This window comes from Candidatus Clostridium eludens (assembly GCF_045310515.1).
GTDB lineage: Bacteria > Bacillota > Clostridia > Clostridiales > Clostridiaceae > Clostridium_B > Clostridium_B eludens.
Genome location: NZ_JBJHZX010000012.1, coordinates 73,768 through 87,582, shown reverse-complemented (window position 1 = coordinate 87,582; position 13,815 = coordinate 73,768). Strand labels below are relative to the sequence as shown.

The 13,815-nt window shown below is 30.7% G+C and carries 14 protein-coding genes and 1 other RNA gene; 6 read left to right on the top strand and 9 right to left on the bottom strand.

The window, feature by feature from the left end:
* Nucleotides 1-221: 221 nt before the first annotated feature.
* Nucleotides 222-836 carry a methyltransferase family protein gene (locus ACJDU8_RS09750; protein WP_406791962.1) on the bottom strand — a complete coding sequence of 205 codons (615 nt, stop codon included), beginning with the start codon at nucleotides 834-836 and terminating at the stop codon, nucleotides 222-224.
* A 193-nt stretch (nucleotides 837-1,029) separates the two neighbouring features.
* Between ACJDU8_RS09750 and ACJDU8_RS09745 the strand changes: the two genes are divergently transcribed.
* The 6 genes from ACJDU8_RS09745 (at nucleotide 1,030) to ACJDU8_RS09720 (ending at nucleotide 5,719) form a co-directional block, all read left to right on the top strand.
* On the top strand, nucleotides 1,030-1,212 hold the full coding sequence (locus tag ACJDU8_RS09745; protein ID WP_406791961.1) for a hypothetical protein: 183 nt from the start codon (nucleotides 1,030-1,032) through the stop codon (nucleotides 1,210-1,212).
* 14 nt (nucleotides 1,213-1,226) lie between these two features.
* Nucleotides 1,227-1,880, top strand: a complete 654-nt coding sequence (locus ACJDU8_RS09740; RefSeq protein ID WP_406791960.1) for an HlyD family secretion protein — start codon at nucleotides 1,227-1,229, stop codon at nucleotides 1,878-1,880.
* A 9-nt stretch (nucleotides 1,881-1,889) separates the two neighbouring features.
* Nucleotides 1,890-3,440, top strand: a complete 1,551-nt coding sequence (locus ACJDU8_RS09735; protein ID WP_406791959.1) for a DHA2 family efflux MFS transporter permease subunit — start codon at nucleotides 1,890-1,892, stop codon at nucleotides 3,438-3,440.
* Between the two features lie 260 nt (nucleotides 3,441-3,700).
* Complete coding sequence (locus ACJDU8_RS09730) at nucleotides 3,701-3,868, top strand: hypothetical protein (protein ID WP_406791958.1); 168 nt, start codon at nucleotides 3,701-3,703, stop codon at nucleotides 3,866-3,868.
* Between the two features lie 106 nt (nucleotides 3,869-3,974).
* Entirely contained in the window at nucleotides 3,975-4,649 is a 675-nt protein-coding gene (locus tag ACJDU8_RS09725; protein ID WP_406791957.1) for a response regulator transcription factor, read from the top strand.
* Entirely contained in the window at nucleotides 4,646-5,719 is a 1,074-nt protein-coding gene (locus ACJDU8_RS09720; protein WP_406791956.1) for a sensor histidine kinase, read from the top strand. The genes ACJDU8_RS09725 and ACJDU8_RS09720 overlap by 4 nt, the downstream gene beginning before the upstream one ends.
* Before the next feature lie 105 nt (nucleotides 5,720-5,824).
* Here ACJDU8_RS09720 and rnpB read toward each other — a convergent pair.
* The 8 genes from rnpB to ACJDU8_RS09680 form a co-directional block, all read right to left on the bottom strand.
* An RNA gene (gene rnpB, locus ACJDU8_RS09715) (RNase P RNA component class A) lies at nucleotides 5,825-6,187 on the bottom strand.
* Between the two features lie 72 nt (nucleotides 6,188-6,259).
* Nucleotides 6,260-6,979: a zinc ribbon domain-containing protein gene (locus ACJDU8_RS09710; protein ID WP_406791955.1), complete on the bottom strand. Its 720-nt coding sequence runs from the start codon at nucleotides 6,977-6,979 to the stop codon at nucleotides 6,260-6,262.
* Nucleotides 6,980-7,066: 87 nt separating this feature from the next.
* Entirely contained in the window at nucleotides 7,067-7,882 is an 816-nt protein-coding gene (locus ACJDU8_RS09705; RefSeq protein ID WP_406791954.1) for a Nif3-like dinuclear metal center hexameric protein, read from the bottom strand.
* Nucleotides 7,873-8,562 carry a tRNA (adenine(22)-N(1))-methyltransferase gene (locus tag ACJDU8_RS09700; RefSeq protein WP_406791953.1) on the bottom strand — a complete coding sequence of 230 codons (690 nt, stop codon included), beginning with the start codon at nucleotides 8,560-8,562 and terminating at the stop codon, nucleotides 7,873-7,875. The genes ACJDU8_RS09705 and ACJDU8_RS09700 overlap by 10 nt, the downstream gene beginning before the upstream one ends.
* Before the next feature lie 54 nt (nucleotides 8,563-8,616).
* Nucleotides 8,617-9,504 (bottom strand): PH domain-containing protein, encoded by an 888-nt coding sequence (locus ACJDU8_RS09695; RefSeq protein WP_406791952.1) that lies wholly within the window; start codon nucleotides 9,502-9,504, stop codon nucleotides 8,617-8,619.
* A 95-nt stretch (nucleotides 9,505-9,599) separates the two neighbouring features.
* On the bottom strand, nucleotides 9,600-10,685 hold the full coding sequence (gene rpoD / locus ACJDU8_RS09690; protein ID WP_406791951.1) for an RNA polymerase sigma factor RpoD: 1,086 nt from the start codon (nucleotides 10,683-10,685) through the stop codon (nucleotides 9,600-9,602).
* Complete coding sequence (gene dnaG / locus ACJDU8_RS09685; protein ID WP_406791950.1) at nucleotides 10,685-12,457, bottom strand: DNA primase; 1,773 nt, start codon at nucleotides 12,455-12,457, stop codon at nucleotides 10,685-10,687. Before dnaG ends, rpoD begins: the two co-directional genes overlap by 1 nt.
* A 269-nt stretch (nucleotides 12,458-12,726) precedes the next feature.
* Nucleotides 12,727-13,752 carry a deoxyguanosinetriphosphate triphosphohydrolase gene (locus ACJDU8_RS09680; protein WP_406791949.1) on the bottom strand — a complete coding sequence of 342 codons (1,026 nt, stop codon included), beginning with the start codon at nucleotides 13,750-13,752 and terminating at the stop codon, nucleotides 12,727-12,729.
* Between the last annotated feature and the right edge of the window lie 63 nt (nucleotides 13,753-13,815).

Below are 13,815 nucleotides of genomic sequence, written 5' to 3'. Positions count from 1 at the left end.
GTATTCTTAGTGTCTTTAGCACTTAGAATACGTTATCCTTTAGGGGAAGAACTTATCCAGGTGCGTAGCAGTGCTTAGCTCCCACTTTGAAGAAGATGGGAGTATTAGCAATGGTAGCGTTCGGATAAAAAGCACCTAACGATATTCAAAACATTTACTCATTTTTGATGTTAATCATGAAATAAGAAGAATGCCCCTTAATATAAAATTCTTCTTCTACTTTAAAAGTATCTACGAACCTTTTTACAGTATTCCAAGTATTCTTTGCCATAAATCTTTTTCAAAGAATCTTCCTCACGAAGAACTTGGCGATTTAAAAGCCAGAAACCTGCAATTAAGTACAACAACAATATCCAGTTCGAGAAGACCAAAAATATTCCAAGCAGTATAGACCCAAAAGCAACGTAAATAGGATTGCGACTAATTGCAAAAATACCTGTTGTTATTAGAGTGCCTGGTTTTTCTTCATCTATCCCAACTCTGAAGCTTTTCCCAAAGGAAATTAAGCTCAATAGGAATAATAAGAGTCCAATTATACATAGCACTACACCAATCCAACTAACAATCTCATTGCTAAATAATTTGCTTCCTATTTTCGGTAAATTTAGAACACTTGAAAACACTAAATAAAAGAACACTAAAACAAATGGGATAATAATAAAATCTTTTTTGTCTATCTCACCAAATTTTACAGCTTTGATACCCATTTTATGTAATAGAAAAACACGAAATAAAATCATTATCACAAGTAAAACTATAGTTATGATAACAACATATCCTTGCATAATTACCGCTCCTTTTTGTTCACTATAATTTACTTTTTCGTTAATTAACATTAATTACATAATACACCATATTGTTCGATTTTCAAAGAGCAATTTATCTTAATCAGTTCATAGTTTTTTCATTTTATAGATGGGAGTTCTAAGTAGTTTAAATTCAGTTTAAAAAACTATTGTATGATTATAAATGATAAAAGTTAGATTTACTAACTAAGTAGATTTAGATTCAAAAGTAAGTGAAGGAGATGTGATTATTAAATTAGACACAACAGACTTACAAGGTCAGGTTGACCAGGGCGAAGCTGCTATTATTACTGCACCTATTTCAGGAATAGTAAATGCAAGAAATGTAATTGTTAAAGTAATTTTAATAGATAAAGCTCCAAATTTAAGACCTGGAATGTTTGCCGAAATAGGCATAACAAATTAAGGAGGGATGGAGAAATGGATAGAAAGCGTAAACTCATCATTTTAGCTATTTTCAGTGCCATGATAATAACGCTGGGCATAGTAGGGTATCACTATTGGTATAATACTACATATTATGTTTCTACTGAAGATGCACAGGTAGCCGGTGATCTAATTCAGGTTACTCCCAAAATATCAGGGAATTTGCTTGAGTTTAATGTACAGGAAGGAAGCAGCGTAGAAAAAAATGAGATTATGGGACGGGTTGATCCAACTGGAATAGACGATTCCAAAATAGACACATCTCTCATAAGGGCTCCTATTAGTGGATTAATTGTGAGAAAACAAGCAGCTGTTGGAGAATTTTATGACGCAGGAACTGAGCTTGCAGTGATGATTGATCCCAGCCAGATTTACATCAATGCTAATATTGAAGAAACTAAAATTCAAAAGATACAAATTGGACAGATAGTAGATATAAGTATAGATCAATTTAGTAGAAAAAAGTTTGAGGGTACAGTGGAATTTGTTGGTAAGGCTTCTAATTCTGCATTCTCTCTCCTTCCATCTTCATCCGATGGAAGCTTTACAAAAGTGGTCCAAAAAGTACCAGTAAAAATTAAGTTTAAAAAGATAGATGTAAATCTATTGCCTGGAACAAATGCTACTGTAGCAATCCATATAAAGTAGGTGGTATTTATGGAGAAGAAACAGGAATCATCCGGCAAATGGATGATTTTACTTGTAATTATACTGGGAACTTTTATGGAAACTTTAGATTCGAGTATTGCAAACCTTGCCATTTCAAAAATGATGCACAACTTTAACACAACCCTTGACAAAATTCAATGGGTCATAAGTGCCTATGTTCTATCAGTAGGAATCGTTACTCCAGCTACTAGATTTCTAGGTGATCGATTTGGTATAAAAAAAGTTTATACCATTTCTATGGCAATGTTTACGTTAGGTTCTTTTCTTTGTGGAATATCATGGAATACCGCATCAGCAGTTGCCTTTAGAATTATTCAAGGTATTGGTGGAGCTGTTATGTTGACAATAGGTACCACTTTATTAATGGCAACATTTGATAAGAAGGAAAGAGGAATGGCTATTGGCTTAATGGGTATGGCTGTGATGGCAGCACCAGCTCTTGGACCGACAGTAGGAGGGTACATTATTGAAAAATTTGATTGGAGGCTTATTTTCTTTATTAATATTCCAATAGGAATTATAAGCTTGATATTGGCATTAATAGTTCTTGAAGAGTCTGAGTCTAGGACGGAACATAAATTTGATTTTATTGGGTTTTTAACATCAAGTATTGGCCTGGCTTCCATACTTTATGTACTTGGAAAAGATAATATAGATTGGAGTGACATAAACAACATTGTGCTAATGGTTATTGGATGTTACAGTATACTAATGTTTATCGTCAATGAACTGATGATTTCAGAGCCAATGCTTGATTTGAGGGTTTTTAAAAATTATACATTTTGTTTGAGTACGATTATCTTGAATATTGCAATGCTTTCTCTGTACGGAGGTATATTTCTTATGCCAGTATTTCTCCAACAGATAAAGGGACTTACTTCCTTTCAAACAGGACTAGTGCTCTTTCCTGAAGCTATTTCAATTGCTATTTCGGTAGTAATTGCAGGAATATTAAGTGATAAACCGGGACTGTTAATAAAGAAGGGAATGCTTATTTTGGCATTAATTTTCCTTGCAATTAATGGATACAGTATGTCTAAAATAACTTTGGATACCTCAAGCAATGTGATTATGTTGTTACTAATGATTAGGGGGCTTGGCATTGGATTTTTAATGGCACCAATTGAAGTGGTTGCACTCAATGCAATTCCGAAGGAAATGAATTCAACAGCTTCTGCCTTATTTAATACAATCCAACAAATTAGTTCTGCGGTTGGAATTACTATAGTAACTAGCCTCATGCAGCACAGAAGTGCTGAAAATTTTGCCATATTATCAGGACACGTAAATTTCTTTAATTTAGGAAGTATGAAGCTTTTTAATATTTTGGAAGGAATGCTTATAAAAAGCGGACTGCAAAGAACTGCTGCTTCAGGAGAAGCATTGAATTGGATTTTTGGAATTGTAGTAAAGCAAGCACAGATGAGGGCTGTAAAGGATACTATGTTGATTATTTCTATTATAACGATTTTGGTTATTGTTCCTACACTTCTGCTGAAAGGAAAGGACAGTTTAGAAAATGAAGAAAATTTAGACTAATCTTTTGAGAAATACTTTAAATATACTTTTTATCTAACATATAGGTTATTGAATAACTAAGCTTAAAAACATAAAAAGTGACTAAGCATCAACAATTTACAAATAGTTCAGATTGTATTAAAATACTTTCTTGCCTATAATTAGTATTTATAAGTTTAGCAAAAATAGTTATTCAACAAACTAAACGTAGTTTAGCCTAGGTTTAAAAATCTAGCTTAATATAGGCATACTAGCAATAAAACATTTGAGGAGGAAGGTAAATGAATAACAGAATAAACTTAAATTGTAAATGTCCAAATACAAAATGTGAAATGCACGGCAAATGTAAAGAGTGTAGAGAAAGACATGGTAATAAATCTGTCTATTGTCAATTAAGTGATTTTAGAAAAAAAGTTAATAATTTTCTTTGTAAGATTGTAGCAAGATAAGCCAATTGATATTTATCCACTTTTCATGATTCCAAATTTAGTTATTGAATATCTTACATAAGTCTTATACTATGGATATGAATGAAGAAAGGAATGAGTATATGTCATGAATAAAATACTAATTGTGGATGATGATAAACACATCAGAGAATTGGTTAAAATATTTCTAAGTGAAGAGGGCTTTGATGTGTGTGAAGCCTCAGATGGAGCTGAATCTCTAACAAAACTTGAAGAAGAAAGAATGGATATGGTTATTCTAGATATAATGATGCCTAATATGGATGGATGGCAACTATGTAAACAACTTCGAGAACATTATAACTTTCCTTTGCTCATGCTCACAGCCAAAGGGGAAACTAATGAAAAAATCAAGGGATTTCAGCTAGGGGCAGATGATTATCTAGTTAAACCCTTTGAACCTATGGAGCTAGTAATGAGAGTAAAAGCTCTATTAAAACGATATAAAATCATTATATCTCAGACATTAGAAATAAAAGAACTATTTATGAACAGTAAAACCTATGAGATAACTGTACAGGGTAAGAATCTAACCTTACCATTGAAGGAATTTGAGCTTCTTTTTAAACTAGCTAGTCATGCTGGAGAAACTCTTTCTCGGGATCAATTAATCGAAGATATATGGGGATATGATTTTGAAGGAAATGAGAGAACTCTTGATGTTCATGTTAATAGACTCCGTGGAAGATTTCCAGAAGACAAGTATTCCTTTAAAATAAAAACAATTAGAGGATTAGGCTATCGTTTGGAGGTGAATTGTTGAGAATAAAAAAAATACTTGTAAGTACAATTAAATTAGCTGTAGCAATATTTCTAGCTGTAAGTTATTTGGGTTTGGCCTTCTTTATTACACAATATATATATAATACTATAGGAAAACATCCATCAGAAATTTTTCAACAGATTCTTACTTCTATGGTTGGGTTGCTTTTAATGATTCTTACCTCTTTTATCATTAATTATTTTGGAAGTATTTCAGATAGATATATGAGCGAAATTTTTCAGGTTATAAAAAAAATTTCAACAGGAGATTTCAAAGCTAAAATAACTAACAAGTATGGAGATAATAAATCTCTTAATGAGTTAGTAGAAAATATTAATAACATGACTTCAAATCTGGATAACGTGGAAAAAATGAGGCAGCAGTTTATTTCAAATGTATCTCATGAAATACAGTCTCCACTTACTTCTATAAGAGGGTTTGCCCAAGTTTTAAGAAGTGATAAATTGAACCATGAAGATAGGTTACACTATTTAAGTATTATTGAAAGTGAAAGCATCCGTTTGTCAAAATTAAGTGACAATCTACTTAAGCTTACATCTTTAGAATCAGAAAATGTTAATATAAATTGTAAATTCTACAGACTTGATAAACAATTAAAAAACCTTATACTATCCTGTGAACCACAATGGTCAAAAAAGGATATAGACATAGAAGTGTGTACAGAGGAAGCAACTATTAAGGCTGATGAAGACCTCTTAAGTGAAGTATGGATAAATTTGATTAACAACAGTATTAAATTCACACCAGAAGGAGGAAGTATAAAAATTCAGCTATGTAATTTGCAACATAGTATAGAATTTAGTTTATCCGATACGGGAATCGGAATATCAAAAGAGGATATAATTCATGTTTTTGAGCGTTTTTATAAGGCCGATAAATCCAGAAATAGAACTAAAGAAGGTAGTGGATTAGGTCTTTCTATAGTAAAGAAAATAATTGATATGCATAAAGGAACAATAGAGGTTAGCAGCAAATTAGGAAAGGGTACTACGTTTATGGTATCTTTGCCAAGAGAAGTAATTATGGAGAACCCAACTACCATCAGCTAAAAGCAGGTGATAAGTGTATTATTCATAGAAAAATTTAATCTCATTTACACTAATGGTATTCCCATGTAAATAAAAAGCACTAAGCTACAAGCCTAGTGTTTTCAGTGGGTAAGTAAGTCTATAAGCCGAGTTCTGTATTAGACAATCATCTATCTAGGCCCATTGTTACCAATAGGCTCAAGCGATACTACCCGAAAGCAAAGCGGGCCACTTTTTATTACATGCTTTCCTATTCGATCTTGCTTCAGGTGGGGTTTACATAGCCGCAAAGTCACCAATGCGCTGGTGAGCTCTTACCTCGCCTTTCCATCCTTACTGAAGCAGGAGTTACCTCCCTATTACCTCAGCGGTATATTTCTGTTGCACTTTCCTTCAGGTCACCCTGACTGGGTATTACCCAGCACCCTGCCCTATGAAGCTCGGACTTTCCTCTCCTGTTTTCACAGCAGCGATTGTCTGGCTTACTTACGACTTACATAATATCATAATTAATAATGTATTACAATAGTAAAAAGTGCTAAATATCTAAATCACTGATAATTATTTGTTTAAAGAGGCCTTATTATAGCATATTATCCTTCCACAGTTATCACAATAAACCATACCCTTATTATTTCTCACATTATCCAGGGTAATAGCAGATACCTTCACTTTACAGCCTAAGCAGACACCATCTGATAATTGGGCGGCTCCTGTCCCTTTAATAGAAGATAATTCATTAAACTTACTTAACAACTCTGAAGGAATACATTTCTCACAATTTAAAATATCCTGTTCTGCCTTTTTTATATCTTCTTTAACATTAATAACTTTTTCATTACTATTTTTTTTATAATCATAAAAGTCATCTCTAAGCTCAATAAGTCTTTTCCTGCTGCACTCTCTTTGCTCTAATAATTCTTCTTCTTCATATAATAGCCCTAGACTTTTCTCCTCTAATTCTTTTATTTTATTTTGTTTTAATTCAATACTCTTTTCTAATGAATTAATTAATTTCAGATCATATTTTAAATTTCTATACAGTTTATCCTCTTCCAATTTCATTTCTTCTTTAATGCAACCTAACTTTTGTTCAATATCTTTTATATTACTTTGAATTTTTTGAAGACTGTTATCTATAGATTTATATTTTACTTTTTCATTCTCAAATTCCCCTTTTATTTTTCTCATGGAATGAATAATTGAATTGTTCTTCAGTTCCTTCTTAGCTTTTTTTATTCTCTCTCTATTGTCTTGAATTTGAATAAGTAAATTCAGCATATACTCCCTCCTTCATTAAATTAAACTTTCATTACTAGAAAAATAAACCAAAAGTAAAAAAAGCAGAAATGACTTCAATCTTCATTTCTACTTATATTTATACGGACTTCTATTTACTTTTGATAAAATTACAGTATTATCAAATTTATTGGTTCTTATTTCACGCACTAAAAGATCTGCTACTTTTTTCATAGCAGGCCATTCCGTTTCAAAGTGACCGGCATCAATTATAGCTATTCCTTCTTCTTCAAAATCACTCATATTGTGATAAGTGGTATCTCCTGTAATTATACAATCTGCACCCAGTAATTTTGCAGAATTAAAATAACTCTCCCCGCTTCCATTTACAACTGCTATTTTCTTTATAATTTTGGATTCGTTTCCTGCATACCTTAACATAGGAATATTCAAATTACTCTTTACTTTACTGCAGAGTTCTTCAAGGGTGACAGGAACTTTAAGTCCACTAATCCTTCCTATACCACAATTATTTTCTCCATAATTTTTAACCTTTGAAGGATCGATAATCTCATCACAAGTTAAATCAAGCAAAGCCATAATGATATCATTTATTCCACCCTTCACAGAGTCAAGGTTAGTATGAGAAGAATATAGATTTATATCATTTTTTATTAATTGTATTATCTTCTTGCCAATTAAAGTACTTGTAGTTATGCTGTCTGGCTTTTTAAACAATAAAGGGTGGTGAGTAAGTATAAAATTACATCCATTTTGTTTTGCCTCTTCTATTACTTCCAATGTACAATCCAAAGCTATTAATATAGAAGTAACCTCACTCTTCATATCCCCAACCATAAGGCCCACATTGTCATAGCTTTCTTTAAGTATAGAAGGTGCATGATTTTCCATTATATTGTGTATATCTTTTACCCTCAAATACATTGTATCAACTCCCGCAATTTTTTTATTTTAACATTTAAACTTACCCTTCTTTTATTAGCCAGTTCTGTATCTTTATTTATATTTAAAATTATGTTATTATAACTGTGAATTTTATTTTCCAAAAATTTCAAAAGGAGACTGTGTTTCTTTTTTATTAATACTTCTCCAACCTCATAGAATATACTATCTACAGGTCTAATCTCTGTATCGTATTTTATTTTTATTATCTCATAAAATTTGTTTTCGTCAATACATAATTCTTCATCCAATATTTTGAATCCACTCATATATATATATTCTCTCAGTACCTGTGAATTTTGCATAGGTTGAAGTATTAAAGATTTGGATCTTCTAAACACTTCCATATCCTCATTTATTATATCTTTTATAAGATTTCCACCCATACCCGCAATTACTATTTCATCTGCTTCTCCAGGTGTTATGGTGGAAAGTCCCTTCCCTAATCTGCAGTCTATTTTATCTTCTAACCTATGAAGCTTTACATTAAATTTGGCTTTTTCTATAGGTCCTTTATTTATGTCAGAAGCTATAGCTCTTCTACAAATTTTATTTTTCACTAGACAAATAGGCACATAACCATGATCTGTACCTATATCTGCTGCACACTCACAATTATCTATCATATTTAATAAAGTTTTAAGTCTTAAACTGATTTCCATGTAATTCTCCATTCTAAGATGCATTGTTAAAAGCTAGCACATCGAAGCTAATTTTTATCTAAATGTATAAAGTATCTTTATTTGCATAGCCAAAAAAAACACAGATACTACTAATGCTATATATAAGAATTTATAGGAAGTTTTTTCATCATATTTAGAATAAATATATCCTGCATAATACATACAAAATAGCACACCCATATTTAAAAGTCCATAGGTCATTTGTTTAAATGCGAATTGTCTACCTGTCCCAAATTTCACAGCTGAAAAGTCAGGCTGAAAACTAAGTGGCATTTTATCCGGCAAGCTTCCACAAAGATACAACATTATTGGATTAAAAGTAAGTATAATTATAATTATAGCAGTAATTATAATTGGTATAAAGAATTTTTGTCTTTTATTTAAATTAGAAACTTTATTTAATTTATTTTCCCATTCTGAATAAACTATATTTCTTTTGTTCAATTCTATTTCAAATTCATGAAAATTTTCTGGAGATAAGGCATAACTTACTGTACCTGTTTTTAAATATATAACATTTTGAGTTGACGTAATAAACATATGTGTAATTCCTATTTTATGAATAAATGACCTGCCTATGGCGAATTTATTTTTACCATATCCCGATACCTTAACACCTTTAATATGGCCTGTTGATTTCTGATACATTTCAATATCAGCAAATGGAATTTTTCCGTTTTTAAATTTTAGCATACTAATTATATATAAATTGTCCTCATCCACTGAGTATTTTAATGTGGCACAAATTATAATATAGTAAAATTGATATACATTAATGGCTATCAAAGTGACGTTTAAAAGAATAAACAACTCATATGAGTCTACATAATATATTAAGAACATTAACAGAATATTATATATAATAGCTATACTTAATATAAGATATACTCCTATCCCTTTTACAGATTTATAAGTTTTCATACTGTCACCACCTTCTTTAGTATCCATTATAACACAAATTACAATTTCCATTAAAATATTGCTAATATATATAAAAGCACCCTGGAAGTGGTGCTTTAATCTAGATAATCTTTCAATTTTTTACTTCTGCTTGGATGCCTTAACTTTCTGAGAGCCTTTGCTTCTATTTGTCTTATTCTTTCTCTTGTTACATTAAATTCCTTCCCCACCTCTTCTAGGGTTCTAGCTCTTCCGTCATCTAATCCAAATCTTAATCTTAAAACTTTTTCTTCTCTTGGAGTTAAAGTATCAAGTACATTTATAAGTTGTTCCTTAAGCATAGTAAAAGCTGCTGCTTCTGCTGGGGCAGGCGCCTCATCATCTGGTATAAAATCTCCAAGATGACTGTCTTCTTCTTCTCCAATTGGAGTTTCTAAAGATACTGGCTCTTGTGCTATTTTCATAATTTCTCTAACTTTATCTACAGGCATCTCCATTATTTTAGCTACCTCTTCTGCATGAGGTTCTCTTCCAAGCTCTTGAAGTAACTGCCTTGAAACCCTTATAAGTTTATTTATAGTCTCTACCATATGAACTGGTATTCTTATGGTTCTTGCCTGATCTGCTATTGCCCTTGTAATTGCTTGCCTTATCCACCAAGTGGCATAAGTACTAAATTTATATCCTTTTCTATAATCAAATTTTTCTACTGCCTTTATAAGTCCTAGATTTCCTTCCTGAATTAAATCTAAAAAAAGCATTCCTCTTCCTACATATCGTTTTGCTATGCTTACTACTAACCTTAAATTAGCTTCTGCCAATTTCTTTTTAGCAACTTGATCTCCTTGTTCTATTCTCTGTGCAAGGGACACCTCTTCTTCTGGTAAAAGTAGGGGTACTTTACCTATCTCCTTTAAATACATTCTTACAGGATCATCTATAGCAATGCCTTCAGGAACTGATAAATCTAAAGTTTTTTCATTCAATTCCATTTCATGCATATCACCGTTTACTTCTATTCCCATAGATTCAAGCACTTCATAGATCTTTTCTATTTGCTGTGGGCTTAAATCTACTTCTTCCAATTCATCCATTATTTCTTTATAAGTTAAAGTGCCGTTTTTTTTACCCTTTTCTATAAGCTTTTTAACTAATTTTACTTTTGCACTTTTATCCTTCATTTTCTTGCCTCCTTTAACCATTACTGTATTCCACTAATCTTTTTTTGTATTTCAATTAACTGTTGTGCAAACTCCAGAGATTCCTTCAACATTCCTTCAGATTCGCATTCTTTTATCTTTCTAATAATATTCTTTTTATATTCTTCCAATTTATACTTTTTTATTCTATTTATAAAATTATGTAACATATCTGCCCAGTTTTCACTATTATATTGAACTTCTGTTTCCATAATATTTATCCATTCTTTAGATGTATCTACATCTATACACTTTGATTCTATGTACTTTTTTCTTTCTTCTAGATCTTCATAATTCATACTTTCAGCTATATATTTATATATTACTTTGTGACTTTCTAATATAAATTCAATATCTCTAATTTTATCCAAGCTATATTCAAAAGCTTTATTATTTTCTGATATAATCTTCAAAAAAGCTCTCTCTGCCTTCAAATATGCGGGTTCTAAATATAATTTTTGTCCAAAACCTATATCTATATTCACATTTACATTTTTTTTTACACTTTTTTGTATATTGGCATTTAACATATCATAAAGTGTTTGTTCCTTTATACCTGTTTCCTCCCATAATTTTTTTATATATATTTCTGTTTCTATTGGATCTAATTCAGCCAATATCTTTAGTACATTTTCTGTATACTTCACAACATCTTGAGAATTATTAAAATCTACATTTTTCTTTATATTTTTAATTCTATAGTCTATGAGATCATCAGCATCCTGTATAAGCTTCAAAAAAGCCTCCTTGCCATTACTTCTAATAAATTCATCCGGATCTTTTCCCCAGGGTATAGATAAAACCCTTACCTCTAATCCTACACTTTTAAGTATATTCATACTTCTTAGAGTAGCCATTTCACCTGCCGTATCTGCATCATAGGATACTATCACCTTATCTGCATATCTTGTCATAAGCTTTGCCTGATTTACAGTAAGAGCTGTTCCCAAAGAAGCTACAGCATTTGTTATACCATATTGGTGAAGAGCTATGCAATCCATATATCCCTCTACCATTATAAAAGTTCTAGATGTATTATTTTTTATAGCAAAATTCAGTCCGTAGAGATTTACGCCTTTTTTAAACAAAGAAGTTTCTGGTGAATTTAAGTATTTAGGCTTTGACTGGTCTAATACCCTGCCTCCAAATCCTATTACTTTTCCCCTGTAATCAAATACGGGAAACATTATTCTATTTCTAAATCTATCATAATAATTTCCTTTTTCACTCTTAATTATGAGTCCATTTGAAATCATATCTAATTCCGTAAATCCTTTATTCTTTAGAAATTTCAGCACATGATTCCAACTATTCATGGAGTATCCAAGGCCAAACCTTGTTATTGTATGCTCTGTTATTCCTCGGTTTAATAAATATGATTTAGCTCTTCTATCTTTATTTAAACAATTAAAAAAATACCTAGCTGCCTCTACATTTAGCTTATATAGATTTTCAAATGTATTTTTTCTATTACTTTCATTTGCATTTAAATCTATATCTATATTTACTCTATCTGCTAATAATTTTATGGCTTCTAGAAAATTCAAATTTTGTGACTTCATTATAAAAGTTACTACATTACCTGCCTCACCACAGCCAAAACATTTATATATTTGTTTATCTCTAGATACACTAAAAGAGGGAGTTTTTTCATGATGAAAAGGACACAGTCCTAAATAGTTTTTACCTGACCTTTTTAATTTGACACTTTCAGATATTACATCTATTATGTCATTTTCCTCTTTTATCCTTTGAATGACATCTTCCGATATCACTAAATAACCCCCTATCTTAAATTATTACACTCAAGAATAACTATATTCGACATAAATTACTATATTCCTTCTTTAAAAATAAATATTTTTCTTTTTTTATAAAGAATATATTATATATAATATATTCTTTATAAAAATTAAATATCCTTCCATAAAATAAATAATTTAATATTAAATTATTTATTTATATAATATACATGAACCAATATAAAAGTAACTTTATTATACCTATATTTGTATTTTACCCATATAATAGGAAAAATTATTCTTCAATATATAACAAATTTAGGCATATATATATTATTAAACTGCATAATGCAATAATCATCACTCATGCCGGCTATATAGTCTGACACCCCTCTGTAAAGGCCTTCATTTTCAACAATACTTAAATAAAATTCAGGCATTTTATCTGGATTTTTTAGAAAATAATTAAATACCTGTTCTAGGACAAATTTAGCTTTATCCCTCTCATTCTTAAGTATTTTGCCTTTATAAATCTTTTTAAACATAAATTCTCTTAGTATACATAATGCCTTAAATACTTCCTCACTTAAAGCCACTTCATTTATTCCTTTTTCAATATTTTTTATAGTGGTATAAATACAATCTTTTACTAAAGTATCTATTCTATCACTATTAGTATTTCCCAATATTTTTACTGAATATGGGGGCAGCTCCTCACTTTTTAATAATCCTGACCTTATTGAATCATCTATATCATGATTTATATAGGCTATTTTGTCACTGTACCTAACTACCTGACCTTCTAACGTAGAAGCTTTTGACTTACTTAAAAATCCACTGTGATTTAGTATTCCATCCAAAACTTCTTTAGTTAAATTTAATCCTGAACCTAATTTTTCTATTCTAGTAAGTACCCTTACACTATTTTCATTGTGCTTAAATCCTTTGGGTAAAAGTCCATTTAATACTTCTTCGCCACTATGGGCGAAAGCTACATGTCCTATATCATGTCCCATTGCTATAGCTTCTATTAAATCTTCATTCAATCCTATTCCCTTACCTATACTTTTGCTTATTTGATTTACTTCTAATGTATGAGTAAGTCTGGTTCTATAGTGATCTCCTGGAATCCTTATATATACTTGAGTTTTATGCTTAAGCCGCCTAAAAGACTTGCTGTGTATTATTCTATCTCTATCTATCATATAATCAGTTCTAATATCATCCTTTTGTTCACTCACATTTCTTCCCTTTGTTTCAACAGAAAAAGAAGCTTCATCTATCAGCATCAATTTTTCTTTACTTTCTATTTTTTGTCTTATACTCATATAAATCATCTCCTAAGATTTGCTTAAAGATATTATTAAAAACTCCTTTTTTTAATGATGGAT